Annotated in this window: 39 protein-coding genes and 1 pseudogene; 6 read left to right on the top strand and 34 right to left on the bottom strand. The window is 68.7% G+C overall.

Annotated features, from left to right (window positions below):
• Nucleotides 1-24 precede the first annotated feature (24 nt).
• Genes VFV19_15645 through VFV19_15670 form a run of 6 tightly spaced genes read left to right on the top strand, consistent with a single transcriptional unit; the run spans nucleotide 25 to nucleotide 5232 of the window.
• On the top strand, nucleotides 25-1278 hold the full coding sequence (locus tag VFV19_15645) for a glycosyltransferase N-terminal domain-containing protein (GenBank protein HEX4825735.1): 1254 nt from the start codon (nucleotides 25-27) through the stop codon (nucleotides 1276-1278).
• Nucleotides 1275-2291, top strand: a complete 1017-nt coding sequence (lpxK, locus tag VFV19_15650; GenBank protein HEX4825736.1) for a tetraacyldisaccharide 4'-kinase — start codon at nucleotides 1275-1277, stop codon at nucleotides 2289-2291. The genes VFV19_15645 and lpxK overlap by 4 nt, the downstream gene beginning before the upstream one ends.
• Nucleotides 2288-3187, top strand: coding sequence for a lysophospholipid acyltransferase family protein (locus tag VFV19_15655; GenBank protein ID HEX4825737.1), 900 nt, complete (start codon nucleotides 2288-2290; stop codon nucleotides 3185-3187). The genes lpxK and VFV19_15655 overlap by 4 nt, the downstream gene beginning before the upstream one ends.
• A 1-nt stretch (nucleotide 3188) precedes the next feature.
• Entirely contained in the window at nucleotides 3189-3773 is a 585-nt protein-coding gene (locus VFV19_15660; protein HEX4825738.1) for an HAD family hydrolase, read from the top strand.
• Complete coding sequence (locus VFV19_15665) at nucleotides 3770-4771, top strand: PfkB family carbohydrate kinase (GenBank protein ID HEX4825739.1); 1002 nt, start codon at nucleotides 3770-3772, stop codon at nucleotides 4769-4771. Before VFV19_15660 ends, VFV19_15665 begins: the two co-directional genes overlap by 4 nt.
• Nucleotides 4768-5232: an adenylyltransferase/cytidyltransferase family protein gene (locus VFV19_15670; GenBank protein HEX4825740.1), complete on the top strand. Its 465-nt coding sequence runs from the start codon at nucleotides 4768-4770 to the stop codon at nucleotides 5230-5232. Before VFV19_15665 ends, VFV19_15670 begins: the two co-directional genes overlap by 4 nt.
• Here VFV19_15670 and VFV19_15675 read toward each other — a convergent pair.
• The 34 genes and pseudogenes from VFV19_15675 to tuf form a co-directional block, all read right to left on the bottom strand.
• Entirely contained in the window at nucleotides 5222-6031 is an 810-nt protein-coding gene (locus VFV19_15675) for a DUF481 domain-containing protein (protein HEX4825741.1), read from the bottom strand. The two genes, VFV19_15670 and VFV19_15675, sit on opposite strands and share 11 nt — an antisense overlap.
• An 11-nt stretch (nucleotides 6032-6042) precedes the next feature.
• Nucleotides 6043-9258: a carbamoyl-phosphate synthase large subunit gene (carB, locus tag VFV19_15680; GenBank protein ID HEX4825742.1), complete on the bottom strand. Its 3216-nt coding sequence runs from the start codon at nucleotides 9256-9258 to the stop codon at nucleotides 6043-6045.
• 294 nt (nucleotides 9259-9552) lie between these two features.
• A pseudogene (rplQ, locus tag VFV19_15685) lies at nucleotides 9553-9903 on the bottom strand (50S ribosomal protein L17).
• 22 nt (nucleotides 9904-9925) lie between these two features.
• Nucleotides 9926-10906 (bottom strand): DNA-directed RNA polymerase subunit alpha, encoded by a 981-nt coding sequence (locus VFV19_15690; GenBank protein HEX4825743.1) that lies wholly within the window; start codon nucleotides 10904-10906, stop codon nucleotides 9926-9928.
• A 37-nt stretch (nucleotides 10907-10943) separates the two neighbouring features.
• On the bottom strand, nucleotides 10944-11570 hold the full coding sequence (gene rpsD / locus VFV19_15695) for a 30S ribosomal protein S4 (protein ID HEX4825744.1): 627 nt from the start codon (nucleotides 11568-11570) through the stop codon (nucleotides 10944-10946).
• 16 nt (nucleotides 11571-11586) lie between these two features.
• A complete protein-coding gene (gene rpsK, locus VFV19_15700; GenBank protein HEX4825745.1) occupies nucleotides 11587-11988 on the bottom strand; it encodes a 30S ribosomal protein S11 in 402 nt (133 codons plus the stop codon).
• 6 nt (nucleotides 11989-11994) lie between these two features.
• Nucleotides 11995-12381, bottom strand: a complete 387-nt coding sequence (gene rpsM / locus VFV19_15705) for a 30S ribosomal protein S13 (GenBank protein HEX4825746.1) — start codon at nucleotides 12379-12381, stop codon at nucleotides 11995-11997.
• 10 nt (nucleotides 12382-12391) lie between these two features.
• Nucleotides 12392-12505: a 50S ribosomal protein L36 gene (gene rpmJ, locus VFV19_15710; GenBank protein HEX4825747.1), complete on the bottom strand. Its 114-nt coding sequence runs from the start codon at nucleotides 12503-12505 to the stop codon at nucleotides 12392-12394.
• 16 nt (nucleotides 12506-12521) lie between these two features.
• On the bottom strand, nucleotides 12522-12740 hold the full coding sequence (infA, locus tag VFV19_15715; protein ID HEX4825748.1) for a translation initiation factor IF-1: 219 nt from the start codon (nucleotides 12738-12740) through the stop codon (nucleotides 12522-12524).
• Between the two features lie 8 nt (nucleotides 12741-12748).
• Nucleotides 12749-13540, bottom strand: coding sequence for a type I methionyl aminopeptidase (map, locus tag VFV19_15720; protein ID HEX4825749.1), 792 nt, complete (start codon nucleotides 13538-13540; stop codon nucleotides 12749-12751).
• A complete protein-coding gene (locus tag VFV19_15725) occupies nucleotides 13537-14193 on the bottom strand; it encodes an adenylate kinase (protein HEX4825750.1) in 657 nt (218 codons plus the stop codon). Before VFV19_15725 ends, map begins: the two co-directional genes overlap by 4 nt.
• A gap of 51 nt (nucleotides 14194-14244) precedes the next feature.
• Nucleotides 14245-15639 carry a preprotein translocase subunit SecY gene (gene secY / locus VFV19_15730; protein HEX4825751.1) on the bottom strand — a complete coding sequence of 465 codons (1395 nt, stop codon included), beginning with the start codon at nucleotides 15637-15639 and terminating at the stop codon, nucleotides 14245-14247.
• 1 nt (nucleotide 15640) lies between these two features.
• Nucleotides 15641-16084, bottom strand: coding sequence for a 50S ribosomal protein L15 (gene rplO, locus VFV19_15735; protein ID HEX4825752.1), 444 nt, complete (start codon nucleotides 16082-16084; stop codon nucleotides 15641-15643).
• 8 nt (nucleotides 16085-16092) lie between these two features.
• Nucleotides 16093-16293 (bottom strand): 50S ribosomal protein L30, encoded by a 201-nt coding sequence (rpmD, locus tag VFV19_15740; protein ID HEX4825753.1) that lies wholly within the window; start codon nucleotides 16291-16293, stop codon nucleotides 16093-16095.
• Nucleotides 16290-16796 carry a 30S ribosomal protein S5 gene (rpsE, locus tag VFV19_15745; protein ID HEX4825754.1) on the bottom strand — a complete coding sequence of 169 codons (507 nt, stop codon included), beginning with the start codon at nucleotides 16794-16796 and terminating at the stop codon, nucleotides 16290-16292. The genes rpmD and rpsE overlap by 4 nt, the downstream gene beginning before the upstream one ends.
• 19 nt (nucleotides 16797-16815) lie before the next feature.
• Nucleotides 16816-17172 carry a 50S ribosomal protein L18 gene (rplR, locus tag VFV19_15750; protein ID HEX4825755.1) on the bottom strand — a complete coding sequence of 119 codons (357 nt, stop codon included), beginning with the start codon at nucleotides 17170-17172 and terminating at the stop codon, nucleotides 16816-16818.
• Between the two features lie 25 nt (nucleotides 17173-17197).
• Complete coding sequence (rplF, locus tag VFV19_15755; protein ID HEX4825756.1) at nucleotides 17198-17737, bottom strand: 50S ribosomal protein L6; 540 nt, start codon at nucleotides 17735-17737, stop codon at nucleotides 17198-17200.
• A gap of 11 nt (nucleotides 17738-17748) precedes the next feature.
• Entirely contained in the window at nucleotides 17749-18141 is a 393-nt protein-coding gene (gene rpsH, locus VFV19_15760) for a 30S ribosomal protein S8 (GenBank protein HEX4825757.1), read from the bottom strand.
• Between the two features lie 22 nt (nucleotides 18142-18163).
• Nucleotides 18164-18349 carry a type Z 30S ribosomal protein S14 gene (locus VFV19_15765; protein ID HEX4825758.1) on the bottom strand — a complete coding sequence of 62 codons (186 nt, stop codon included), beginning with the start codon at nucleotides 18347-18349 and terminating at the stop codon, nucleotides 18164-18166.
• A gap of 12 nt (nucleotides 18350-18361) precedes the next feature.
• On the bottom strand, nucleotides 18362-18904 hold the full coding sequence (gene rplE, locus VFV19_15770) for a 50S ribosomal protein L5 (GenBank protein HEX4825759.1): 543 nt from the start codon (nucleotides 18902-18904) through the stop codon (nucleotides 18362-18364).
• A gap of 13 nt (nucleotides 18905-18917) precedes the next feature.
• On the bottom strand, nucleotides 18918-19235 hold the full coding sequence (gene rplX / locus VFV19_15775) for a 50S ribosomal protein L24 (GenBank protein ID HEX4825760.1): 318 nt from the start codon (nucleotides 19233-19235) through the stop codon (nucleotides 18918-18920).
• 28 nt (nucleotides 19236-19263) lie between these two features.
• On the bottom strand, nucleotides 19264-19632 hold the full coding sequence (gene rplN, locus VFV19_15780) for a 50S ribosomal protein L14 (protein HEX4825761.1): 369 nt from the start codon (nucleotides 19630-19632) through the stop codon (nucleotides 19264-19266).
• A gap of 15 nt (nucleotides 19633-19647) precedes the next feature.
• A complete protein-coding gene (gene rpsQ, locus VFV19_15785) occupies nucleotides 19648-19941 on the bottom strand; it encodes a 30S ribosomal protein S17 (protein HEX4825762.1) in 294 nt (97 codons plus the stop codon).
• An 11-nt stretch (nucleotides 19942-19952) separates the two neighbouring features.
• A complete protein-coding gene (gene rpmC, locus VFV19_15790) occupies nucleotides 19953-20180 on the bottom strand; it encodes a 50S ribosomal protein L29 (GenBank protein ID HEX4825763.1) in 228 nt (75 codons plus the stop codon).
• A 12-nt stretch (nucleotides 20181-20192) separates the two neighbouring features.
• Complete coding sequence (gene rplP, locus VFV19_15795) at nucleotides 20193-20606, bottom strand: 50S ribosomal protein L16 (protein HEX4825764.1); 414 nt, start codon at nucleotides 20604-20606, stop codon at nucleotides 20193-20195.
• Nucleotides 20607-20630: 24 nt separating this feature from the next.
• Nucleotides 20631-21284 (bottom strand): 30S ribosomal protein S3, encoded by a 654-nt coding sequence (rpsC, locus tag VFV19_15800; GenBank protein ID HEX4825765.1) that lies wholly within the window; start codon nucleotides 21282-21284, stop codon nucleotides 20631-20633.
• A gap of 2 nt (nucleotides 21285-21286) precedes the next feature.
• Nucleotides 21287-21661 carry a 50S ribosomal protein L22 gene (gene rplV, locus VFV19_15805; GenBank protein ID HEX4825766.1) on the bottom strand — a complete coding sequence of 125 codons (375 nt, stop codon included), beginning with the start codon at nucleotides 21659-21661 and terminating at the stop codon, nucleotides 21287-21289.
• A 15-nt stretch (nucleotides 21662-21676) separates the two neighbouring features.
• Nucleotides 21677-21976 carry a 30S ribosomal protein S19 gene (gene rpsS / locus VFV19_15810; GenBank protein ID HEX4825767.1) on the bottom strand — a complete coding sequence of 100 codons (300 nt, stop codon included), beginning with the start codon at nucleotides 21974-21976 and terminating at the stop codon, nucleotides 21677-21679.
• A gap of 12 nt (nucleotides 21977-21988) precedes the next feature.
• Complete coding sequence (gene rplB, locus VFV19_15815) at nucleotides 21989-22810, bottom strand: 50S ribosomal protein L2 (GenBank protein ID HEX4825768.1); 822 nt, start codon at nucleotides 22808-22810, stop codon at nucleotides 21989-21991.
• A gap of 25 nt (nucleotides 22811-22835) precedes the next feature.
• Nucleotides 22836-23132 carry a 50S ribosomal protein L23 gene (locus VFV19_15820; GenBank protein ID HEX4825769.1) on the bottom strand — a complete coding sequence of 99 codons (297 nt, stop codon included), beginning with the start codon at nucleotides 23130-23132 and terminating at the stop codon, nucleotides 22836-22838.
• Complete coding sequence (gene rplD / locus VFV19_15825) at nucleotides 23129-23758, bottom strand: 50S ribosomal protein L4 (GenBank protein ID HEX4825770.1); 630 nt, start codon at nucleotides 23756-23758, stop codon at nucleotides 23129-23131. The genes VFV19_15820 and rplD overlap by 4 nt, the downstream gene beginning before the upstream one ends.
• Nucleotides 23759-23766: 8 nt before the next feature.
• Entirely contained in the window at nucleotides 23767-24396 is a 630-nt protein-coding gene (gene rplC / locus VFV19_15830) for a 50S ribosomal protein L3 (protein HEX4825771.1), read from the bottom strand.
• Nucleotides 24397-24406: 10 nt separating this feature from the next.
• On the bottom strand, nucleotides 24407-24730 hold the full coding sequence (rpsJ, locus tag VFV19_15835; GenBank protein ID HEX4825772.1) for a 30S ribosomal protein S10: 324 nt from the start codon (nucleotides 24728-24730) through the stop codon (nucleotides 24407-24409).
• A 107-nt stretch (nucleotides 24731-24837) separates the two neighbouring features.
• Nucleotides 24838-24976 (bottom strand): elongation factor Tu (tuf, locus tag VFV19_15840; GenBank protein ID HEX4825773.1); only part of this gene is annotated, 139 nt, incomplete at its 5' end.

The raw sequence follows: 24976 nt of genomic DNA on the forward strand, positions 1-24976 counted from the left end.
ACCTGATAGACTTCCCGCGCCGCGATGAGACGCCTTTACAACGCCGCGCTGCTGCCTCTCGCGGCCGCGGCGTTCGCGTACGGACGCTGGCCGCGGCGCACCGAAGGCGCCCGTCTCGAGCGCGATCAGCGGCTGGGACGGCACCTGCCCGCCGTCGCCCCCGGCGCGATCTGGATCCACGGCGCATCGGTCGGGGAAGCACGGCTGGCCAAGTCGCTCGCGACCCGTCTGCGGGAGGCGGTACCGGGCCGCCCGCTCGCGGTCTCCGCGGTGACGCCGACCGGCCGGGCGATCCTCCCGGGGCCGCCCCTCGCCGACGCGGCGTTCTATTTCCCACTCGATTTCCCCTCGGTCCAAAGGCGGGCGTTCGACGCCCTCGCCCCCGGGCTTCTCCTCCTCATCGAGACCGAGCTGTGGCCGAACACGCTCGCGGAGGCGCGAGACCGCGGCGTCCCCGTCGTGCTCGCGAACGCGCGCCTGGCCCCCGAGCGCTTCGGTCGCTACCGCCGGTTGCGCGCCCTCTACGCCCCGATGCTCGCCTCCCTCGCCGGGGTCGCGGTCCCCGACGAGGCCGAGGCGGAACGCTTCGCCGCGCTCGGCGTTCCGCGCGGGACGCTCCGGATCACCGGCAATCTCAAGTTCGAGGTGCCGCTGCCGGAGGTCAGCCCCGACACGCTCCGTGCGCGCCTCCGTCTCGACCCCGCCCGGCCGGTCGTCGCCGCGGGGTCGACCGGCGCCGGCGAGGACACGCTCGTCCTGGACGCCTACGAGGCGGCGCGGAGCCGTGTGCCGTCGCTTGCGCTCCTCCTCGCACCGCGTCACCCCGCGCGCTTCGAGGAGGCGGCGACGGCGGCGGCCGCCCGCGGCCTCGCTGTGGCGCGCGCGTCACGTGCGGAGCCGCTCGAAGGCGCCGATGTCCTCGTCGTCGACACGATCGGGGATCTCGCCGGACTCTACGGGATCGCGTGGGCGGCGTTCGTCGGCGGGACGCTCGTCCCGGTCGGCGGGCACAACCTGCTCGAGCCGATCGCCGCGGGGTGCACCGTCCTCTTCGGACCCGAGACGGGCCACGTTGAGGAGATGGCGCGGACGCTGCTCGCGGCGGGGGCGGCCGAGCGCGTTCCCGACGCCGCGTCGCTCGGTGCGGCCTGGGTGCGCCTGATCGAGGACGGCGCCCTGCGGCAGCGCCGCCTCGACGCGGGCCGCGGGCTCCTCCTCGCGCATCGCGGCGCGCTCGCGCGGACGGTCGATCTCGTGCGCGAGGTCCTCGCGGCATGAGGGCGGCGTCGCTTCTCGCCCCGCTGTCGGCCGTGTACGGACTGGCGATCCGCGCGCGGAACGCGATCCTCGATCGCAAGGCGCCGGTCAACGTCGACGGGATCCCGGTCGTGAGCATCGGCAATCTCGCCGTCGGCGGCACGGGCAAGACGCCGCTCGCGGCCTGGGTGGCGCGCCGCCTCGTCCAAGAGCGCAAGCTCCCCGCGATCGTCTCGCGCGGCTACGGCGGCTCCGCGGGTCCCGGCCCCGTCGTCGTCTCGACCGGCGAGGGCCCGCGCGTCGATGCGCGCGTCTGCGGTGACGAGCCGTATCTCCTCGCCAAGACCCTTCCCGGCACGATCGTCGTTGTCGGCTCCGACCGTGTCGCCGGCGTTCGTGCCGCGGCCGCGGCGGGAGCGCACTGCGTCGTCCTCGACGACGGCTTCCAGCACCGGAGGCTCCATCGCGATCTCGACGTCGTTCTCCTGGACGGGCGGGACCCGTTCGACGGTGGGCTCCTCCCCGCGGGAAAGCTGCGCGAGCCGCCGGGCGCTCTCGCGCGCGCCGGGCTCGTCGTCCTCACGCGGCTCGGCGCGAGCGACCGTGCCGCCGAGGCCGAGGCCGCGGTGCGCGCCGCCGGGTTCCGCGGGCCGATCGTCCGCGCGGGGCACCGGGCGGTCGGGTTCTTCGGCGCCGCGGGTGAAGCGCGACCCGTTCCGCCGCGCGCGCTCGCGTTCTGCGGCATCGGCGACCCGGGACTCTTCGCGGACGACCTGGCGGCGGCGGGGGTCCGGGTCGAGCGCCTCCGCGCCTTCCGGGACCACCACGCGTACAGCGCCGCACGCTGGCTCGCGCTCCGGGCCGAGGCGGAGGCGATCGGGATTCCTCTCGTGACGACCGAGAAGGACCTCTCGCGCCTGGAGTCGGTCGCCGGAGAGTCGCTTCTCGACGCCCCTCTCCTCGTGCTGCGCGTCGAGGCGGTCGTCTGGAACGAGGGTCCGCTCCTCGCCGCGCTCCGCAAGGCCGTCCCATGAACCGCGCCCGCCAGCTCGTCGAGGCGGCGGCGGTCGAGACGGCGTTCCGTCTCGCGCGGGTCCTCCCGCGCCGCGCGCTCCTCGGGCTCGGTGCCGCGGCGGGCGCCCTCCTCGGCCGCATCGACCTCCGGCACACGCGGATCGCGCGGGAGAACCTCGCGCGCGCTTACGGGGATACCGTCCCCGCGCCGGAGCGCGAGCGGATCCTCAGGCGCTGCTGGCGGCATTTCGGAAGGATCGGGCTCGACGTGCTCTATTTCCCGCGGCTGGGCCGCGACGATCTCGGCGGCGTTCTCGCGATCGAGGGCGCGGAACACCTGCGTCAGGCGTTGACACTCGGCCGAGGCGCCCTGGTCTTCTCGGCGCACTACGGGCACTGGGAGGCGGGCGCCTACGCGATGGGACTCCTCGAGATCCCGTTCGCCGTGATCGGGCGGCCCCTCGACAACCCGCTCCTCGAGCGCCGCCTGCTGGCGCTGCGCGGCGGGACCGGGAACGCGGTCATCCCGAAGCGCCGCGCGGTCCGCGAGACGATGAAGGCGCTCGCCGCCGGAACCGCCGTCGCCATCCTCATCGACCAGGACGCCCGCGACGACGGCGTCTTCGTGCCGTTCTTCGGCCGACCGGCGTCCACGACGCCGACGCTCGCGCTCCTGGCTCTCAGGACCGGAGCCCCGGTCGTTCCCGTCTTCGCGCGCGTGGCCGCGGACGGTACAATCGGCGTTCACGTCCAGCCCGCGGTTCCGATCGAGGCGACCGGCGATCGCGACGCCGATGTCCTCCGCGTGACCGCGGCCTGCACGGCGGTCGTCGAGACGTGGGTCCGGCGCGATCCCGAGCAGTGGCTCTGGATGCACCGGCGATGGAAAACGGTGCCGCGTGGCGGGAGCGAATAGCTTGGGACGTCGAGCGATCATCATGGACCGTGACGGGACCGTCTGCGAGGAGGTCGGCTACGTGAACCACCTCTCGCGCATACGCCTGCTCGCACGCAGCGCCGAGGCGATCCGCCGGGCGAACGACGCCGGATTCCAGACCGTCGTCGTGACGAACCAGGCCGGCGTCGCGCGCGGGTATTTCGACGAACACCTCGTCGACGAGGTGCACGACCGCGTGCGCGAGATGCTCGGCGAGGGCGGCGCGCGGCTGGACGGTCTCTACTACTGCCCTCATCACCCGGAGGTCGGGCCGCCGCCGTACCGGAAGGCGTGCGATTGCCGCAAGCCGCGTCCCGGCATGCTGCTCCGCGCCCGCGACGAGATGGGGATCGATCTCGTTCGCTCGTACATGATCGGCGACAGCGTCCGCGACATCGAGGCGGGCCACCGCGCGGGGGCGACGACCGTCCTCGTCCTCACCGGCTACGGCCGCGGCGAGCTCGAGTACCAATCGCCGGGCTGGACGGTCAAGCCCGCGCACGTCGCCGACGATCTCCTGGACGCGGTGTCCTGGATCCTCGCGCGCGAGGCTCAGGCCCCGTGACCAAGGACGACGCCGCGCGCCTCCTCGCCGTCGTCCGCGGCTTCCGCGGACTTCGGGTCGCGGTTCTCGCCGACCTCGTCTGCGACGAGTTCGTCCACGGCGACATCGCGCGGATCTCCCGCGAGGCGCCGGTCCTCATCCTCGAGCACACGAAGACGGAAACGGTCGCCGGTGGCGGCGGCAACGCCGCCGCCAACCTCCGCGCCCTCGGTGCCGTGCCCCTTCCGGTCGGTGTCGTCGGCCGCGACGAGGCGGGCGCCGGCCTGCTGCGCCTCTTCCGCCGCCTCGGGATCGCGACGAGCGGGATCGCCGTCGTGCGGGGCTACCGCACACCGACGAAGAGCCGCGTCCTCGCCGGGGGCGTGCACACGCGGCGCCAGCAGATCGTCCGCATCGACCGCGGGGAGAAGCCCGGAGACCTCCCCCGGGGGGTCGCGTCGCGGGTCGCGTCGGCCTTGAGACGCCAGCTCGCTCGCGCCGACGGGCTCCTCGTCGCGGACTACGGCTACGGCGCCGCCGTCCCCTCGCTCGTCGAGGCGACGCGCCGCTCGTGGCGTGAGAAGGTCGTCACCGTCGACTCGCGGCACAGGATCCTCGACTATCGCGGCGTCACCGCGATCACGCCGAACCAGGAGGAGGTCGAGCGCGCGCTCGGCCTTCCGGGGATTCCCTCCGCTGCCGCGCTCGCGTCGGCCGGAGCCCGCCTCCTCGCCAGGACCGGGGACACGCACGTCCTCGTCACGCGCGGCGCTGCGGGCATGGTCCTCTTCGACAAGCGCGCGAAGCCGCTCGCGATCCCGGCGTTCGGCTCGGGCGAGGTCGCCGACGTCACCGGCGCCGGCGACACGGTCGTCGCGACGTTCACGCTCGCCCTCCTCGCGGGCGCCGCTCCGGCCGACGCCGCGACGCTCGCGAACGTCACCGCCGGGCTCGCCGTCATGAAGTACGGGACCGCGACGATCCGCCCCCCCGAGATCGCGGCGGCCCTGCGCCGATGAAGGTCGCCTCTCGCGCAGAGCTCCTCGACCGGGCCGCGGCATGGCGGTCGGAAGGGCGCACGATCGCGCTCGCGAACGGCCTCTTCGACCTCCTCCATGTCGGCCACCTTCGCTACCTCGAGGCGGCTTCGCGCGAGGCCGACCGCCTCGTCGTCGCGGTGAACGCCGACGCGTCGGCGCGGGCGCTCAAGGGGCCGGATCGCCCGATCGTCCCGGAGGGAGAGCGGGCGGAGCTGATCGCGGGCTTCGCCTGCGTCGCGCTCGTGACGATCTTCGCCGAGACGAGCGTCGCGGCGCTTCTCCGCGCACTCCGGCCCGACGTCCACTGCAAGGGGACCGACTACACCTCGGACACCGTCCCCGAGCGCGAGATCGCGAGGGCCCTCGGGATCCGGGTCGCCATCACCGGCGACCCGAAGGACCACGCGACGCGGGATCTGATCTCGCGGATCAGAAGTTGATGACAAGCGCCGCGGTCAGGATCGTGTCGGTCTTCTCGAAGGTGTAGATCACGTCGGGAAAGCCCGCCGCCGAAATCGGCTTCGTCGGGGGCTCGTTCTGGTAGATCACCGTGTAGCTGAACTTGAGCGCCAGCCACTCGTTCATCGAGGCCGTGATCGCGGTGATCGAGTTCGCGCGCCAGGCGCTCGTCGTGTCGAGGTTCTCGACGGCGTTCAAGTCTTCCGTGAGCTTCGATTTCTCGCCGAACTTGAATTCGTAGTTCACCGTCCCTCGGAGCGCGGCGTAGTCGGTCGAGTCGGTGAACACGGGCTCCTCGTGCGTGCCGTCGAACCCGATCTCCCCCTTGAGCAGGTGGCGGGGACTCTTGATGAAGGTGTAACCGATGCCGCCGCTGACGAGATAGCGCTGGTCGATGCCGGCGAACACGTTCCGGTACCAGCCCGCACCGACGTACCAGTAGAGCCGGTCGGTGATGTTGCGGCTGTACTTCGCGCCGAAGACGTAGTTCTCGGCCGTCACCGTGGTCGTGTCCGTGACCACCAGGACGCCGCCGACGTTTTCGATGTCGCGGTTGCGGCTCTCGGTACGCAGCGCGGCGAGGTCACACGTGAACTCGGCCTTCGTCCAGGTGTACTTGAACTTGTTCGAGAGGGCGAAGTTCGTGCCCTCGGAGTTGCCGCTCGTCATGACGAGGCCGAACTCGGCGGCATCGGACCACGGCTTCTTCGGCGCCTCCTCGGCGCGGACGAAGGTGACGGCGAGCAGACCACAGGCGAGCGGAATGAGCATCGATCGCATCGAATTCCCCCTCAGGACGTTGCGTAGATTTCTTGCAGGCTCTTCACGGTCAGCGCGCCCTGCTTGAGCGAGCGGATCGCCTCGACCATCGCCTCGCCCCCCGAGAGCGTCGTGATGAGCGGGATTCCGCGCTGGGTCGCGGTCGTGCGGAGCGCCTTCTCGTCGAAGTACGACGCGCGGCCGAGCGGGGTGTTGATGACGAGCTGGATCTCGCCGTTTTTCATGAGGTCGACGGCGTTCGGACGGCCCTCGAGCACCTTGTACACGCGGTCGCACGGAAGTCCGTGCTCCTGGAGGTACGTCGCGGTGCCGCCGGTCGCGACGAGCCGGAAGCCCATGGCGACGAGCGCCGAAGCCACGGGAAGGAGCTGCGGCTTGTCGCGGTCGTTCACCGTGAGGAACGCCGCCCCCGAGAGCGGCAGCTTGATGCCGGCCGCGTACGACGCCTTCGCGAACGCCGGGCCGAACTCGTCGGCGACCCCCATGACCTCGCCGGTCGAGCGCATCTCGGGGCCGAGGACCGGATCGTCACCGGGAAACTTCACGAACGGGAAGACCGACTCCTTGACGAAGCGGCCGCGGACCGCGGGCTCGTCGACGAGCCCGAGCTCGGCGAGCGTGGCGCCCGCCATGATCTTCGCGGCTACCGCGGCCAGCGGGACGCCGGTCGCCTTGGCGACGAACGGGACGGTGCGGCTCGCGCGCGGGTTGACTTCGAGGACGTAGACCGTGCCGTCCTTGATCGCGTACTGGACGTTCATGAGCCCGCGCACGCGGAGGGCCTTCGCCAGCTTGTGCGTGTAGTCGCGGAGGACGTCGAGCTTCGCCTGTACGTCGGGGTGGTGCGGAGGGAGCACGCAGGAAGAGTCTCCCGAGTGGATCCCGGCCTCCTCGATGTGCTGCATGATGCCGGCGACGACGACCCGCTCGCCGTCCGCGAGCGCGTCGACGTCGACCTCGAAGGCGTTCTCCAGGAAGCGATCGAGGAGCACCGGGTGCTCGGGCGACGCTTCCACCGCGCGCCGCATCGTCTCCGCCAGGCGCTCCTCGTCGTGGGTCACGAACATCGCGCGTCCGCCGAGGACGTAGGAGGGCCGAACGAGGAGCGGATAGCCGATCCGCCGTCCGATCTCGCGGGCCTCGTCGAGCGACCGCGCCGTGCCCCACGCCGGCGCCGGGATGCCGAGGGTCTCGAGGAGCTTCCCGAAGCGTTGCCGGTCTTCCGCGAGATCGATCGAGTCGGGTGAGGTGCCGAGGATGTTCACGCCGTGCGCCTGAAGCGGGAGGGCAAGCCCGAGCGGCGTCTGACCGCCGAACTGGACGATGACCCCTTCCGGCTTCTCGACCTCGACGATCGTGAGCACGTCCTCGAGCGTGAGCGGCTCGAAGTAGAGGCGGTCCGAGGTGTCGTAGTCGGTCGACACCGTCTCCGGATTGCAATTGACCATGATGCTCTCGACGCCGATCTCCTTGAGCGCGAAGGCGGCGTGGCAGCAGCAGTAGTCGAACTCGATTCCCTGGCCGATCCGATTGGGGCCGCCGCCGAGGATAACGACCTTGCGGGCCGACGTCGGACGGCTCTCGCACTCCTCCTCGTAGGTCGAGTACATGTAGGGCGTGTTCGCGTCGAACTCGGCGGCGCACGTGTCGATGCGCTTGTAGACCGGCTCGATCTTCGACGCCTTGCGCCGCTCCCGGACCTCGCCCTCGGAGGCGCCGGTGAGATGGGCGAGCTGCCGGTCGGAGAAGCCGAACCGCTTGGCGCGCAGGAGGAGCGAGTCGGGGAGCCCCGCGAGATCGAACGAGCGCAGGCGCCCCTCGACCTCGACGATCTCCTCGATCTGCCCCAGGAACCACGGATCGATCTGGGTCAGCTCGGCGAGCGCGTCGACCGACATGCCGGTCTGGAACGCGTAGCGGATGTAGAAGATGCGCTCCCAGTTCGGCGTGATCAGCTTTTCTCTGAGACGCGTTGGGTCGAGCTTGTCCTTGCCGTCGGCGCCGAGGCCGGCACGGCCGACCTCGAGCGAGCGGAGCGCTTTCTGGAGCGCCTCCTTGAACGTCCGGCCGATCGCCATCGCCTCGCCGACCGACTTCATCTGCGTGCCGAGCGTCGGCGACGTCTGCGGGAACTTCTCGAACGCCCAGCGCGGGATCTTGACGACGACGTAGTCGAGGGTCGGCTCGAACGACGACGGGGTCGACTTCGTGATGTCGTTCGGGATCTCGTCGAGCGTGTAGCCCACCGCGAGCTTGGCGGCGATCTTCGCGATCGGGAACCCCGTCGCCTTCGACGCGAGAGCGGAGGAGCGCGAAACGCGCGGGTTCATCTCGATGACGACGCGGCGGCCGGTCTTCGGGTCGACCGCGAACTGGATGTTCGAGCCCCCCGTCTCGACCCCGACCTCGCGGATGACGCGGATCGCGTCGTCGCGCATCGATTGGTATTCCTTGTCGGTGAGCGTCATCGCGGGGGCCACGGTGATTGAGTCGCCCGTGTGAACCCCCATCGCGTCGAAGTTCTCGATCGAGCAGATGATGACGACGTTGTCCTTGAGGTCGCGCATGACCTCGAGCTCGTACTCCTTCCAACCGAGGACCGACTCCTCGATGAGGACCTGCTTCACGGGGCTCGCGTCGAGCCCGGCCTCGACGATCTCCTCGAACTCCTCCCGGTTGTAGGCGATCCCGCCGCCCGTCCCGCCGAGCGTGAACGACGGGCGGATGATCGCGGGGAAGCCGACGTGCCCCTGGAGCGCACGCGCCTCATCGAGCGTCGTCACCGTGCCGCTCTTCGGCGTCTCGAGGCCGATCCGGGCCACCGCCTCCTTGAAGGCGAGCCGGTCCTCCGCAACGTGGATCGCGCGCAGATTGGCGCCGATGAGCTCGACGCCGTGCTTCGCGAACGTGCCCCGCTCGCCGAGCGCGACGGCGAGGTTGAGCGCCGTCTGCCCTCCGACGGTCGGGAGGACCGCGTCGGGCCGCTCGCGCTCGATCACGCGCTCGACGATCTCGGGGATGAGCGGCTCGACGTAGGTGCGATCGGCGACCGAAGGGTCGGTCATGATCGTCGCCGGGTTCGAGTTGACGAGGACGACCTCGTACCCCTCTTCCTTGAGGGCCTTGCATGCCTGCGTGCCCGAGTAATCGAACTCGCACGCCTGCCCGATGACGATCGGACCGGAGCCGATGACGAGGATCTTCCGGAGGTCGGTGCGTTTCGGCACGGCTTCACCCAAAAAAAAGAGGGAGCGCCGCCGCTCCCTCGGGATTTTGCCACGGGGTCATCGGCGTCACGACCCCGATTTCCCCACCTTGCGGGTCGCGGCGGAGGACTTCGCCTTCCCCTTCGACTCCGTCTTGGGCTTCGCCGCGCTCTTGGTACGGGCGCCCTTCTTCGGAGCCGCGTCGTCCTTCGCAGGCTTGGCGGCCTTCTCCGGCCGCTCCTTCTTCGCCTTCGCGGGCTTCGCCTTGGCTTCGGCCGGAGCGGCTTCCTTCTCCGCGGCCTTCGCCGTCTCGGCGTCGACGAGCTCGATGAGCGCCATCTCGGCGTTGTCGCCGCGACGCGGACCGAGCTTCACGATCCGCGTGTAGCCTCCCGGGCGCTGCGCGAACCGCGACGAGATCGTGTCGAACATCTTCGAGACGACCTCCGCATCGTGGATGTCCCGCAGGACGAGACGCCGCGCGTGGAGGGTCTCGCGCTTCGACAGCGTGATGAGCTTCTCGGCGAACGGCCGGAGCTCCTTCGCCTTCATGAGGGTCGTCCGGATCCGCTCGTGCCGGAAGAGCTCCGTCGAGAGGTTCCGGAGCACCGCCACCCGGTGCATCGCGGTGCGGCCGAGCTTGCGGCCCGCGACTCTGTGTTTCATCGCACGATCTCCGTTCCCCGGACTAGGTGCGCGCCTTGATCTTCCGGGCGTCGATGTTCATGCCGAGCGAGAGGCCCATCTCGGCGAGGATGTCCTTGATCTCGTTGAGCGACTTGCGCCCGAAGTTCTTGGTCTTGAGCATCTCCGCCTCGGTCTTCGTCACGAGGTCGTAGATCGTCTTGATGTTGGCGTTCTTGAGGCAGTTGTACGAGCGGACCGACAGCTCGAGCTCGTCGACGGAACGGTTGAGCTGCTCGAGGACGCGCTCGTCCTCGGTCGACGGGAAGTCGAGGACCTCTTCCGACGACTCCTCGAAGTTGATGAAGATCGTCATGTGGTCCTTGAGGATCTTCGCGGAGATGGCGACGGCGTCCTGCGGGGTGACGGCGCCGTTGGTCCACACCTCGAGGGTGAGCCGGTCGTAGTCGGTCTTCTGGCCGAGCCGGGCGTCCTCGACGATGAAGTTGACCTTGCGCACCGGCGAGTGGATCGAGTCGACCGGGATGTAGCCGATCCCGAGGTCGTCGTCGAAGTTACGGTCGGCCGAAACGTACCCGCGGCCCTTCCGGAGGCGCATCTCCATCGAGAGCTTGCCCTCTTCCGACAGCGTCGCGATGACCGCCTCGGGGTCGAGGATCTCCACGTTCGCGCCGGCCTGGATGTCCCCCGCCTTGACCGTCTTCGGCCCGACGGCATGGAGGACGAGCGTCTCCGCGTGGTCCGAATGGCAGCGGAACGGGATCTGCTTCAGGTTGAGGATGATGTCCGTCGTGTCCTCGACGACGCCGGGGACCGACGAGAACTCGTGGAGCACGCCGTCGATCCTGACCGCCGTGATCGCGGCCCCCTCCACCGAGGAGAGGAGGATGCGGCGCAGGGCGTTGCCGATCGTCGTGCCGAACCCGCGCTCGAACGGCTGGGCCGAGAACCGCCCGAACGTGTTGGTCAGCGTCTCCCGCTCGACCTCGAGGCGCTTGGGCCTCTGAAAACCCTTCCAGAGCATGTCCACCTCCACGGGGCCCGAGGGGCCCCGCACGCGTCTACTTCGAGTACAGCTCGACGATGAGCTGCTCCTGGATCGGGAGGACGATGTCCTCCCGGTTCGGCAGCTGCTTGACCGTTCCCTGGAACCGGTCGGCGTCGAGATCGAGCCACGCCGGGACGCCGCGTCCCTTCGCGGTGTCCAGCGAGATCTTGATGAGATCGTTGTTGCGCGAGTCTTCTTTGAGCGAGATGACCGCCCCCGCCTTCACGAGCGACGACGGGACGTCGACCTTGCGGCCGTTCACGCGGATGTGGCCGTGGGCGACGAGCTGCCGGGCCGCGGCGCGCGAGAACGCGAAGCCGAGGCGGTAGACGACGTTGTCCAGCCGGCACTCGAGCATCTGGAGCAGGTTCGAACCGGTGATCCCCTTCGCGCTGGAGGCCTTCGCGAAGTAGTTCCGGAACTGCCGCTCGAGCACCCCGTAGATCCGCTTGACCTTCTGCTTCTCGCGCAGCTGGATCCCGTAGCCCTGGATCTTCGTGCGGCGGCGTCCGTGCTGGCCGGGAGCGTAGCCCCGCCTCTCGAACGCGCACTTCTCCTTGAAGCAGCGGTCGCCCTTGAGGAACAGCTTCATCCCCTCGCGGCGGCACAGCCTGCAGACCGATTCGGTATGTCTGGCCACGGTGTCTCCCTCTTCCTCAGACTCGGCGCCGCTTCGGCGGCCGGCAACCGTTGTGCGGGATCGGCGTCACGTCCTTGATCGACTTGACGTCCATCCCCGCGGTCTGGAGCGCGCGGATCGAAGATTCCCGCCCCGCGCCCGGCCCCTTGACGCGAACGTCGAGCGAGCGGACCCCGTGCTCCTTCGCCGCGTTCCCCGCCGCCTGGGCCGCCATCTGCGCGGCGAACGGCGTGCCCTTGCGCGAGCCCTTGAAGGCCTGCACGCCCGCGGACGACCACGACAGAACGTTCCCTCGCGGGTCGGTGATCGTCACGATCGTGTTGTTGAACGACGCGTGGATGTGCGCGACCCCGTGGGGGACGTTCTTCTTTTCTTTCTTTCCGCCCTTCTTGCCGGGCGCCTTCGCTGCTTTCGCCATCGATCCTTACCCCTTCTTCCCGACGGTCTTCTTCTTGCCGGCGATCGCGCGACGCGGGCCGCGGCGCGTTCTCGCGTTCGTGTGCGTGCGCTGGCCGCGCGCCGGCAGGTTGCGCCGGTGACGCATGCCGCGGTACGAGCCGATCTCGATCAGCCGCTTGATGTCGAGGCCGACGCTCTTCCGGAGGTCCCCTTCGACGCGGCCCTCCTGGTTGATGACGCGCGTGATCCTCAAGACCTCGTCTTCCGAGAGGTCCTTCACCCTCACGCTCACCTTGACTCCGGCCTTGTCCAAGATCATGAGCGCGCGACTGCGCCCGATCCCGTAGATGTACGTGAGGCCGATCTCGACCCTCTTGGAGGGCGGCAGGTCCACACCCGCGATACGTGCCACGGAATCCTCCTCAGCCCTGGCGCTGCTTGTGCTTCGGGTTGTCGCAGACGACCCGCACGACCCGCTTGCGTTTCACGATCTTGCACTTGTCGCAGATTTTCTTCACCGACGTCCGGACCTTCATCGCTTCCTCTCCCCCGTCACTTGTACCGGTAGACGATCCGGCCCCGGGTCAGGTCGTACGGGGACAGCTCGACGAGCACGCGATCCCCGGGGAGGATCCGGATGAAGTGCTTCCGCATCTTCCCCGAGATGTGGGCCAGCACACGGTGCTTGTTCTCGAGCTCGACGCGGAACATCGCGTTCGGCAGCGGCTCGACCACCGTGGCTTCCACCTGGATCGCCTCTTCCTTCGACATTCGTCTCCTCAGGCCGCCACGGCGATCGGATCGCCGAGGACGCGCGGCCCCCGCTCCATGATCGCAACCGACAGCTCGAAGTGAGCCGACAGGCTGCCGTCCTTCGTCCGCGCCGTCCAACCGTCATCGGCGGACAGCACGACCTCCGGCCCTCCCGCGTTCACCATCGGCTCGATGGCGAGGACCATCCCCGGAGCCAGGCGCACGCCGTGGCCGGGCTGGCCGAAGTTCGGGATCTGCGGCTCCTCGTGCAGGCTCGAGCCGATCCCGTGGCCGACGAACTCGCGCACCACGGAGAACCCGGCGGCCTCGACGTGCGACTGCACCGCATGGCCGATGTCCGACACGCGGTTACCCGGCCGCGCCTCCGCGACCGCGAGCCGGAGGGCCTCGCGGGTCACGTCGAGGAGGCGCTGGGCCTCCGTGTCGATGGCGCCGACCGCGAACGTCTCGGCTGCGTCGCCGTAGTAGCCCTTGTAGAGGATCCCCAGATCGACCGAGAGGATGTCCCCCTCGTTCAGGATCGTCGCCGCCCGCGGCACGCCGTGGACGATCTCATCGTTGACCGAGGCGCAGATCGTGCCCGGGAAGTCCCTGCCGTCGTTCCGGTGCGGGTACCCCTTGAACGCGGCGATCCCGTTCGCGGCGGCGATCCGCTCGGCGGCGAACGCGTCGACCTCGAGGGTCGAGATCCCCGGCCGCACGATTCCACGGAGGTCCGTGAGGATCGCGCGAATGATCCGGTTCGCCTCGTCCATGAGGGCGATCTCGCCGGCGGACTTCAAGGTGGTGCGCGTCATGCCGGCTGCGTCCGTCCTAGCCCGGCCTTGAGGCGGACGCCCACCTCGGCGACGTCGCCGAGGCCGTCGACCTCCGCAAGGAGACCCTTCGTCCGGTAGGCCGCGGCCACCGGGATCGTCTGGGTCGCGTAGATGTTGAGTCGCTCGCGGATCACGTCTTCCGTATCGTCCTTTCGCTGCACGAGCGCGGACCCGCAGTTGTCGCAGATCCCGGCCGCCTTCGGCGGCCGGCTCTCCAGGTGGAAGACCGAGCCGCATTTCGGGCACGAGCGGCGCCCCGAGAGGCGCCGCACGATCTCCGATTCCGGGACCGTCAGAATGAGCACACGATCCAGCGGACGGCCGAGCCGGTCGAGGACGGAGTCCAAGATCGTCACCTGCGGCAGCGTCCGCGGAAAACCGTCGAGCACGAACCCTCGCGCGGCGTCGTGACGGGCGAGACGCTCGGCGATCAGATCGCCCATGAGCTCGTCCGGCACGAGATGGCCGCTCTCCACGAAATCCTTGACCTTTTTGCCCAGCGGGGACCCCTCGTTCATCGAGGCCCGGAGGATGTCCCCCGTGGACACGTGCGGCACGCCCAGCAGCGATTTGAGCGCGGCCGCCTGAGTCCCCTTCCCGACGCCGGGCGGGCCCATCAAGACGACATTCATCGCCGCAAACCGCTCATGCTAGCAGACCCTTTTCCGCATTCCCACACGGCGTCAGCTCCTGCGGCCCTTCATCCTGGTCCCCTTCATGAACCCCTCGTAGTGCCGCATGATCAGCTGCGACTCGATCTGCTGGACGGTGTCCATCGCCACGCCGACGACGATGAGGAGCGAGGTGCCGCCGAAGAAGAACTTGACGTTCAGCCCCTCGGTCAAGAACCGGGGCAGGATCGCGTCCAGGGTCGGCCCGATCCACGGGAGCTGCTGGACCTGGAGGCCGCTGATCAGGAGGACCGGCAGGACGGAGATCGCCGCCAGGTAGACGGCGCCCCCGAAGGTGAGCCGGGTCAGGATCGCGTCGATGTACTCGGCCGTCCTCTTGCCCGGCCGGATGCCCGGGATGAACCCGCCGTACTTCTTCATGTTGTCGGCCTGGTCCATCGGATTGAAGATGATCGAAACGTAAAAGAACGAGAAGAAGATGATGAGGACGATGTACATCAGGTTGTAGAGCGGGGCCGAGTACGACAGCTGGTGCAGGACGTCCTGGAGCCAGCCCCAATCCTTGAAGAAGGCGATCGTCCCGATCGTCTGCGGGATCGCGAGCATCGACGACGCGAAGATCACGGGGATGACCCCGGCCGTGTTCACGCGGAGCGGCAGGTAGGTCGAGGCACCGCCGTAGACCCGGCGTCCGACGACCCGGCGCGCGTACTGGATCGGGATCTTCCGCTGCGCTCGTTCGACCCAGACGATCGCCGCGACGACCATGACCATGAGCATGACGAGGAGGGCGATCGTGATCGGGCCCAGCGCCCCCGTCTGCCAGTCCTGGACCGTCTTGACGATGGCGTTCGGGAAGCCGACGACGATGCCGGCGTAGATGATGAGCGAGATCCCGTTGCCGATGCCGCGTTCCGAGATCTGCTCGCCGAGCCACATGATGAACGCCGTTCCCGTCGTGAGCGTGAGAACCGTCATGAGCTGGAACGTGATCCCGGGGTGGCGGACGATCTGGCCGACGCCGGCCGAGGCCGAGGCCGACTGGAGCCACCAGGCAATCCCAAGCGACTGGATGCACGACAGCATGACCGTGCCGTACCGCGTCCACTGCGTGATCTTGCGGCGCCCGGCCTCCCCTTCCTTGCTGAGCTTCTCGAGGTACGGCCAGACCACGGTGAGGAGCTGCAGGATGATCGACGCCGTGATGTACGGCATGATCCCGAGCGCGAAGATCGTGAAGCGCTTGAAGTTCCCGCCAGCGAACAGGTCGACGTAGCCGAGTACCGAGCCCGCCTGCTGCTCGAACAAACGGAGCAGCGCGGCGTTGTCGATGCCCGGCGTCGGGATGTGCCCGCCGATCCGGTAGATCGCGAGCAGGCCGAGCGTGTAGAGCACACGCTTCCTGAGCTCGGGGATGTTCCAGATGTTCTTGAGGCTCTGAATCATCTTAGGCGATCACCTCGGCCTTGCCGCCGGCGGCTTCGATCTTCTTGGCGGCCGAGCCCGTGAACTTGTGGACGCGGACGGTGAGCGCGACCTTGAGCTCACCGTTCCCGAGCACCTTGACCGGCGACCGCCCCTTGGGCAGGAGGCCGGCGGCGCGGAGGGACTCGGGCGTGACCTCGCTGCCCGCGGCCAGGCTGTTCAGGCGATCGACGTTCACCGTTCGATACTCGACCCGAAAGATGTTCGTGAAGCCCCGCTTCGGCACGCGCCGGTGGAGCGGCATCTGGCCGCCCTCGAACCCGCGCTTGGCGGAGTAGCCGCTTCGCGACTTCTGGCCCTTCTCACCGCGTCCGGAGGTCTTTCCCGTGCCCGAGCCGGGGCCGCGGCCGATGCGCTTCCTGTTCTTCCTCGACCCGGGGGCGGGCTTGAGCGTGCTCAGCTTCATGATCTGCCTCAGTCCTTCACGACGACGACGAGATGCGGCACCTTGCGGAGCATCCCGCGCATCGGCGGATTGTCCGGAACCTGTCGGACGCGCCCGATCTTCTCGAGCCCGAGCGCGCGCAGCGTCGCCTTCTGGGTCTCGTCGAAGCCGATCCCGCTACGGATCTGCTTGATCGTGATCGTCTTCTTCTTGCCGGTCGCCGCGCTCATGATCCCGACTCCAGCCCGAGGTCGTGGACCTCCTTGCCGCGCCGCTTCGCGACCTGCTCGGCGTTCCTCAGGGACTTCAAGCCCTCGAGTGTCGCGCGCAGGACGTTCTGGGGGTTTGCGGTCCCGAGCGACTTCGTGAGGATGTCCTGGACGCCGCACGACTCGAGGACGGCGCGGACGGCGCCGCCCGCGATGACCCCGGTGCCCGGGGACGCCGGCTTGAGGAGCACCTGTCCGGACCCGAACCGTCCGACGACGGGGTGCGGGATCGTCGAGCCCTTGAGCGGGATGTGGACGAGGTTGCGCTTCGCGCGCTCGACGCCCTTGGCGATCGCGGCCGGCACCTCGCGTGCCTTGCCCGACGCGAAGCCGACCCACCCGCGCCCGTCGCCGACGACGACGAGGGCCGAGAACGAGAAGTTCTTCCCGCCCTTGACGACCTTCGTCACACGGTTGATGTGGACGACGCGATCCTTCAGCTCGCCCACCGACTCGCGACTCATCTCGGCCACGACATCCTCCTCAGAACTTCAGACCGGCTTCGCGAGCCGCGTCGGCGAGCGCCTTGATGCGCCCGTGGTACAGGTACCCGCCGCGGTCGAAGACCACGACTTCGATCCCCTTCTCCTTGAGCTTGCCCGCGATGGAGGTGCCCACCGCCTTCGCCGCGTCGACGTTCCCGCCACGCTTGACCCGTCCCTTGACGTCCTTGTCCAAGGTCGACGCCGCCGCGAGGGTCGTGCCGCCGGCATCGTCGATCGCCTGCGCGTAGATGTGCTTGTCGCTCCGAAAGATCGCGAGGCGCGGCCGTGCGCCGGTGCCGGCGAGGCGCTTCCTGATCCGGTAGCGGATGCGCCTGCGGATCGCGTCACGATCGATGGCCTTCTGCATCGTTTCCTCCCGCCTACTTGGCGCCGGTCTTGCCGGCCTTCTTGCGCACGACCTCGTTCGCGTAGCGGACCCCTTTGCCCTTGTAGACATCGGGGGGGCGGAGCGAGCGGATCTTGGCGGCGACCTGTCCGACCTGCTGGCGGTCGATTCCGGTCACGGTGACCTTCGTTTGCTTGTCGACGGCGATCTGGATCCCGTCCGGAACCGGGAACTCGATCGCGTGCGTGTAACCGAGCGTGAAGCTGACGGTTTTCCCCGACGCCTGCGCGCGGTAGCCGACCCCCTGGATCTCGAGGTCTTTGCTGAAGCCCTTCGTGACGCCGGTCACGGCGTTCGCGAGGAGCGCGCGCGAGAGGCCGTGGAGCGCCCTCTGCGTTTTCGAGTCGTCGCGGCGCTTGACGAGGATCTTGCCGTCCGCGACCTCGGCCGAGATCCCACCCGGCAGCGCCTGGGCGAGCGAGCCCTTCGGTCCGGTGACGGTGACCTTGGCATCTCCGACGTCGACTTTCACGCCGGCGACCACGGGAACGGGCAATCTTCCGATTCGAGACATGGGACGTTCTCCTACCAGATGTTGCAGAGGACCTCGCCACCGACGCCGTGGCGCCGGCAGCTCTGTCCCGTCATCACGCCGCGGGGCGTGGAGAGGATCGTCAGGCCCAGGCCGTCGAGCACGCGGGGGATCTCGTCCTTCCCGCAGTACACGCGCCGGCCCGGGCGGCTCACCCGCTCGAGCCCTTGGATCGCGCGCTCGCCGCCGGCGCCGTACTTGAGCTGGATACGGATCTTCCCCTGGGCGGTCTCCTCGACCGTGGAGAAGCTGTCGACGAACCCTTCGTCGGCGAGGATGCTCACGATGGCGAGCTTCATCTTCGACGCCGGGACGTCGACGGTCTTGTGCTTGGCGACCTGCGCGTTACGGATGCGCGTCAGGAGATCGGCGATCGGATCGGTCATGCTCATCTCTTTCCCCCCGCGCCTACCAGCTCGCCTTGGTCACGCCCGGAAGCGCGCCCTCCAGGGCGAGGTTCCGGAAGCAGATCCGGCACAGCTGGAACTTCCTGAGGTAGCCGCGCGACCGGCCGCAGCGCTTGCAGCGGCTGCACGCGCGAACCGCGAACTTCGGCTTCTTTCTCGTCTTGGCGACCCATGCCGTCGTGGCCACGTCAGTCCTCCGTCAATTCTTGCGGAACGGCATGCCGAGAGCGGTCAGGAGGGCCCTGGACTCTTCGTCGGTCTTCGCCGTCGTCACGATGCAGACGTTCATGCCCTTGACCTTCTGGACCTTGGCGTAGTTGACCTCGGGGAAGATCAGCTGGTCTCTCACGCCGAGCGTGTAGTTCCCGCGGCCGTCGAACCCGCGCGGGTTGACTCCGCGGAAGTCGCGCACGCGGGGGAGCGCCAGGTTCATGAGGCGCTCGAGGAACTCGTACATCCTCTGGCCCCTGAGGGTGACGCAGCAGCCGATCGCCATCCCCTGACGGAGCTTGAAGTTCGCGATCGACTTGCGCGCGCGCGTGACCGTGGGCTTCTGACCGGTGATCCCGGACAGCTCCTCGACCGCCGTGTCCATGACCTTGCCGTCGGCGATCGCGTCGCCCACGCCCATGTTCACGACGATCTTGCTCACGCGCGGCACGGCCATCGGCGACGTGTAATTGAACTGCTTGATGAGCGCCGGCACCACGTCGGTCTTGTAGGAATTCGCCAACCTCGACATCGTCGTCCCTCGCCTACTTGTCCAGCGCCATGCCGCTACGCACCGCGATGCGGGTGCGCGAGCCGTTCGCCTCGACCTTGATGCCGACGCGCGTCGGCTTGTCGCTCTTCGGGTCGATGAGCGCCACGTTCGAGACGTGGATCGGATCCTCGCGCTCGACGATGCCGCCCTTCACGTTCCGCTGCGGGTTGGGCTTCGTGTGACGCTTGACCCGGTTCACGCCCTCGATCCGGACGCGCGCTTCCTTCGGCATGACCTCGATGACCCGGCCGCGCTTCCCCCGGTCCTTCCCGGAGATCACGACGACCGTGTCGTTCTTCTTGACCTTCAAGCCTGCCATCACCTTCTCCGCCGCTCGCCTAGAGAACTTCGGGGGCGAGCGAGACGATCTTCATGAACTTCTTGTCGCGCAGCTCGCGCGCGACCGGCCCGAAGACGCGCGTGCCGACCGGCTCCTTCGCGTCGTTGATGATCACCGCGGCGTTCTGGTCGAACCGGATGTACGACCCGTCCTTCCGGCGATAGGCGTTGACCTGACGCACGATGACCGCCTTGACGACCTGCCCCTTCTTGACGTTGCCGTCCGGGGCGGCCTCCTTGACGTTCGCGGTGATGATGTCGCCCAGCTCCGCGTACTGGCCCTGGGAGCCGCCGCGGAGATGGATGCACGAGATCTTCTTCGCGCCGGAGTTGTCCGCGACCTCCAGGATCGTCCTCATCTGAATCATGGCCGCTCCTCGCCCCTACTCGGCCGCGGGGGCCGTCTCGGCGACCCCCTGGCCGCGCTTGACGACCCGGCGCAGGCGCCACCGCTTCCGCGCGGAGAGCGGACGCGACTCGACGATCTCGACCGTGTCGCCGGTCCTCGCCGTGTTCGCCTCGTCGTGGGCCATGAACGTCGCCTTCTGCCGGATGTACCGCTTGTAGAGCTTGTGCCGCACGATCCGGTCGACACGGACGACGACGGTCTTGTCCGCCTTGTCCGACACGACGACGCCGACCTTCGACGCCCGCCGTCTGATGCTCGCTTCCGCCATGGGCTCCTCCCTCACGCCCGCGACGCGGCGGTCTTGGCCGCCTCGCGCTCACGACGCACGGTCAGGAGCCGTGCCAAGTCTCTCTTGGTCCCCGCGAGCCGGAGGGAATCGGTGACCTGCCCCGTTCCCTTCTGGACCTTCATCTTCCAGATCGCGGTGCGGAGCTCGGCCTCCTCGCGGACGAGGGCTTCGGGCTCCAGCTCTCTCAGCTTCTTCAAGGCCTTCGTGCGCTGCGACATGTCCCTACCGTCCTACTGCGCCTGACGCGCGACGAACTTCGTCTTGACCGGGAGCTTGTGGGACGCGAGGCGCATCGCCTCGCGCGCGGTCTTCTCGTCGACCCCCTCCATCTCGAAGAGGACCTTGCCCGGCTTGACCACCGCGACCCAGGCCTCCGGCGCGCCCTTGCCCTTGCCCATGCGGGTTTCGGCCGGCTTCTTCGTGATCGGCTTGTCGGGGAACAAGCGCACCCAGATCTTCCCGCCTCGCTTGATGAAGCGGGTGATCGCGATGCGGCTCGCCTCGATCTGCCGCGCGGTGACCCATCCGTCCTCCAGGGACTTGAGGCCGAAGTCGCCGAACGCGACCTCGCCCCCGCGGTAGGCCATCCCGGTACGGCGCCCCCGCTGCTGCTTCCTGAACTTGACCTTGCTCGGCATCAACATGGCGTTCGGTTCCTCTCGCCCGCCCTAGCGGCGCGCGTCGTCGGAGACGCGGATCTCGCGCGACTCCCCGCGGTTGATCCACACCTTGACGCCGATGACCCCGTAGGTCGTCCGCGCCTCGGCGAGGCCGTAATCGATCTCGGACCGGAGCGTGTGGAGCGGGAGGCGCCCTTCGAGGTAACGCTCGGTCCGCGCGATCTCGGCGCCGGCGAGCCGGCCGCCGACCTGGACCTTGATTCCCTTGGCGCCGAACCTCAGGGCCGACTCGATCGCCTTGCGCATCGCGCGCCGGAACGCGACGCGCTTCTCGAGCTGCATCGCGATCGCTTCGCCGACGAGCTGGGCGTCGATCTCGGGCTTGTCGATCTCGAGGATGTTGATGAACACGTCGCGCTGCGTGCGCTTCCGGATGTCGTCCTTCAAGCGGTCGACCTCGGCGCCCTTCCTGCCGATGATGATCCCCGGGCGTGAGGTCAGGATGTTGACCTTGAGCTTGTTCGCGGCGCGCTCGATCTCGATCGCCGACACGCCCGCGTGCCCGAGGCGCTGCTTGAGCTCGCGCCTCAGCTTGAGGTCTTCGTGGAGCAGCTCGGCGTACTTCTTCGAGGCGTACCAGCGCGAGCGCCAGGTCTTGTTGAAGCCGATGCGGAATCCGTACGGGTGGACTTTCTGACCCACGACTACCTCCGGCCGGACGCGGCGCGCGGCGGCGCCGCGAGCGGAACGACGTCGAGCGCGATCGAGACGTGCGACGACTTCTTGAGGATGCGGTAGATGCGCCCCATGGAGCGGGCGCGGGCGCGCTTCTGCGGCGGGCCCTCGTCGACCGTCGCCTTGGCGACGAACAGCCGGTCCGGGTCGAGCTTCGGATCCTTCTGCTGGGCATTCGCCAGCGCGGACCTCAGGAGCTTCTCGAGGTCCTTGGCGACCATCTTGCGCGAATAGCGTAGCGCCGCGAGCGCCTCGCCCAGGTTCTTGCCGCGGACGAGGTCCACGGCGAGACGCGTCTTCTGGGCGGAGACGCCGAGATACTTCAAGCGAGCCGTCGCGATCACGATGTCCTCCCCGCCCTACTTCGGAGGTGCTGAGGCCACGGCGGCGGTCTTGTCGCCCTTCGTGCCGTGGCCCTTGAAGGTCCGCGTCGGCGCGAACTCGCCGAGCTTGTGACCGACCATGTTCTCGGTGACGTAGACCGGGATGAACTTCTTCCCGTTGTGGACCGCCAATGTGTGGCCGACCATGTCGGGGATGATGGTCGACCGGCGCGACCAGGTCTTCACGACCTTCTTGTCGAAACGCTTGTTGAGCTCCTCGATCTTCTTCGCGAGGTGCGCGTCGATGAAGGCTCCCTTGTGGACCGAACGTGCCATGGGCTCCTCGCTCTACTTCCGGCGGCGGACGATGAAGGCGTCCGTGCGCGGGTTGTTCCGGGTCTTCTTGCCCTTCGTCGGCACGCCCCACGGGGTGCACGAGGGGCGGCCACCGGAGGTCTTGCCTTCGCCGCCGCCGTGCGGGTGGTCGACGGGGTTCATCGCGACGCCGCGGACGGTCGGGCGCCAGCCCTTCCACCGGTTGCGTCCGGCCTTGCCGATGCTCTCGTTCTCGTGCTCGAGGTTCCCGATCTGGCCGATCGTCGCCCAGCACTCCTCGTCGACTTTCCGGGTCTCGCCGGAGGGCAGGCGGACGAGAGCCCAGCCGGCCTCGCGCGCCATGAGCTGCGCGCCGACCCCGGCCGACCGCGCGAGCTGGCCGCCCTTCCCGCGCTTCATCTCGATGTTGTGGATCGTCGTGCCGAGAGGGATCGACTTCATGGGAAGCGCGTTCCCGACGACGATGTCGGCGTCGGCGGCCGCGAGGATCTTCCCCCCGACGGCGAGCCCGTTCGGGGCGAGGATGTAACGCCGCTCGCCGTCCGCGTAGCAGACGAGCGCGATGTTCGCCGTGCGGTTCGGATCGTACTCGATCGTCTCGACGCGGCCGGGAACGCCGTGCTTGTCCCGACGGAAGTCGATGATCCGGTAGCGGCGCTTGTGCCCGCCGCCGCGGTGCCGGATCGCGAGCAGACCCCGGTTGTCGCGCCCGCCGGTCCGGTCCTTCTTGTCGAGGAGCGGCTTGTGCGGCGCGTTCGTGGACGTCTCCGTCCGCTTGACCTGCGACTTGAACCGCGAGCCCGGGCTCGTCGGCCTGAAATTCTTGACGGCCATCGTCGGTCTCTCCCTCGGGCGAGCGTCAGCTCGCCTCGAAGAACTCGATTTCCTTCTCACCGGGCGCCAGACGCACCCACGCCTTCTTCCAGTCGGCACGCTTCCCCTGGAAGCGTCCCGCCCGCTTCGTCTTCCCGAGCACGTTCGCGGTGCGGACCTCTTCGACCTTCACGCCGAAGAGCTCGGTCACCGCCTGCGCGATCTGGACCTTGTTGGCCCGCGCGTCGGCCTTGAAGCAGTAGACCGCGCCAGTTTCTCTGGCCCGTGTCGACTTCTCGGTCACGAGCGGTTGCCGGATGACATCTTGCGTCGTCAGCTTCATGACGCGAGCACCTCCGTGAGGCGCATGAGCGCCTTCTCGGCGACCACGACGGTGTCGTGATCGAGCAGGTCGACGATCGAGACGCCGAGCACGCGCACGACCGACAGGCGCGGGTTGTTCCTCGCGGCGAGCTCGAGGTTCCCCTCGGTCTCGAGCGGGAGCAGGAGCGCCTTCGACGCGATGCCGAGCTTGCCCGCGAGCGCGGCCTCGAGCTCGGCCGTCTTCGGGCTCGCGAGGTCGAAAGCCTCGACGCAGACGATCTTGCCGTCGCGGAGCTTCTGGGCGAGCGCCGACTTGATCGCGTTCCGCCGCATCGCGGCCGGGAAGCTCCAGCGGTAATCGCGCGGGACCGGGCCCTGGATCGTGCCGCCGTGCCGCCAGAGCGGCGAGCGGTTGTCGCCCATCCGTGCGCGTCCGGTGTGCTTCTGCTTCCAGAGCTTCTTCGTGCCGCCCGAGACCTCGACGCGGTTCTTCGTCTTGTGCGTTCCTGCACGGCCGCCGGCGCGGTACGCGCAGACCGCCTCGTAGATGAGGTGCTCCTTCAGCGGGTACCCGAAGACCGCCTCGTCGAGATCGACGGTGCGGAGGGTCTTGTTGTTCCAATCGCGGACTTCGATGGACGCCATGGCCGCCCTCACCGTCCCTTCGACTTGCAGAGGAGGAGCGCGGCGCCGGGCGCCCCGGGCACGGCCCCTCGCACGAGGAGGAGGTTCCGCTCCTTGTCGATCCGAACGACGCGGAGGTTCTTCACCGTCACCCGGTCGACGCCCATGTGCCCGGTCCCGCGCATCCCCTTGAAGACGCGCGACGGGTAGGCCGACGAGCCGATCGAGCCGGGGGCGCGATGGAACATCGAGCCGTGGGCGTTGGCACCGCCTCCGAAGTTGTGGCGCTTCATGACGCCCTGGAACCCCTTGCCCTTCGACGTGCCGATGACGTCGACCTTCTTGACACCCTCGAAGATGTCGACGAGCACGGTGTCGCCGGCCTTGTAGGCGGCGTCGCCGCCGATCTTGAACTCGCGGCGGAGGGCCGTCGGCGGCACGCCCGCCTTCTCGTGATGGCCGCGGACCGCCTTGTTCGCGCGCTTGCCGGCCTTGGCGTCGACGAGACCGAGCTGGACCGCCTCGTAGCCTTCCTTCGCGGCCGCGCGGCGCTGCACGACGACGCAGGGTCCCGCCTCGATGACGGTGACCGGGGCCACCGTTCCGTCGGGCAGGAAGACCTGGGTCATCCCGACCTTGCGTCCGATCATTCCTTCGATCATCGTCGCCTCACTGACCCGGGCCGAAGGCCTTGATCTCGACGTCCACGCCCGCCGGCAGGTCGAGCTTCATGAGCGCGTCGACCGTCTCCGGCGTGGGCTGCAAGATGTCGAGCAAGCGCTTGTGCGTCCGGATCTCGAACTGCTCCCGCGACTTCTTGTCGACGTGCGGCGAGCGGAGCACCGTCCACCGGTTCGTGATCGTCGGCAGCGGGATCGGCCCCGCCACGCGGGCGCCGGTGCGCCGCGCCGTGTCGACGATCTCGGTCGTCGACTGGTCGAGGATCCGGTGATCGTACGCCTTCAGCCGAATGCGGATTTTCTCGTTCACCATCTTCGTCCTACCCTCGGGAATCCCCGATCCCCGAGGTCGAACCGCGACGCCGTCCCGCGTTCCCGGAAGCTCCGGGCGGCCGGGCGGCTTCGCCGGTGTCCTCTCCCTTACTCCACGATGTCCGTGACGGTGCCCGCTCCGACGGTGCGGCCGCCCTCGCGGATCGCGAAGCGCAGCCCCTGCGTCATCGCGATCGGCGTGTGCAGGATCACCTCGAGCGTCACGTTGTCACCCGGCATCACCATC

It is taken from the genome of Candidatus Polarisedimenticolaceae bacterium, assembly GCA_036275915.1.
In the GTDB taxonomy this organism is placed as follows: Bacteria; Acidobacteriota; Polarisedimenticolia; order Polarisedimenticolales; family DASRJG01; genus DASRJG01.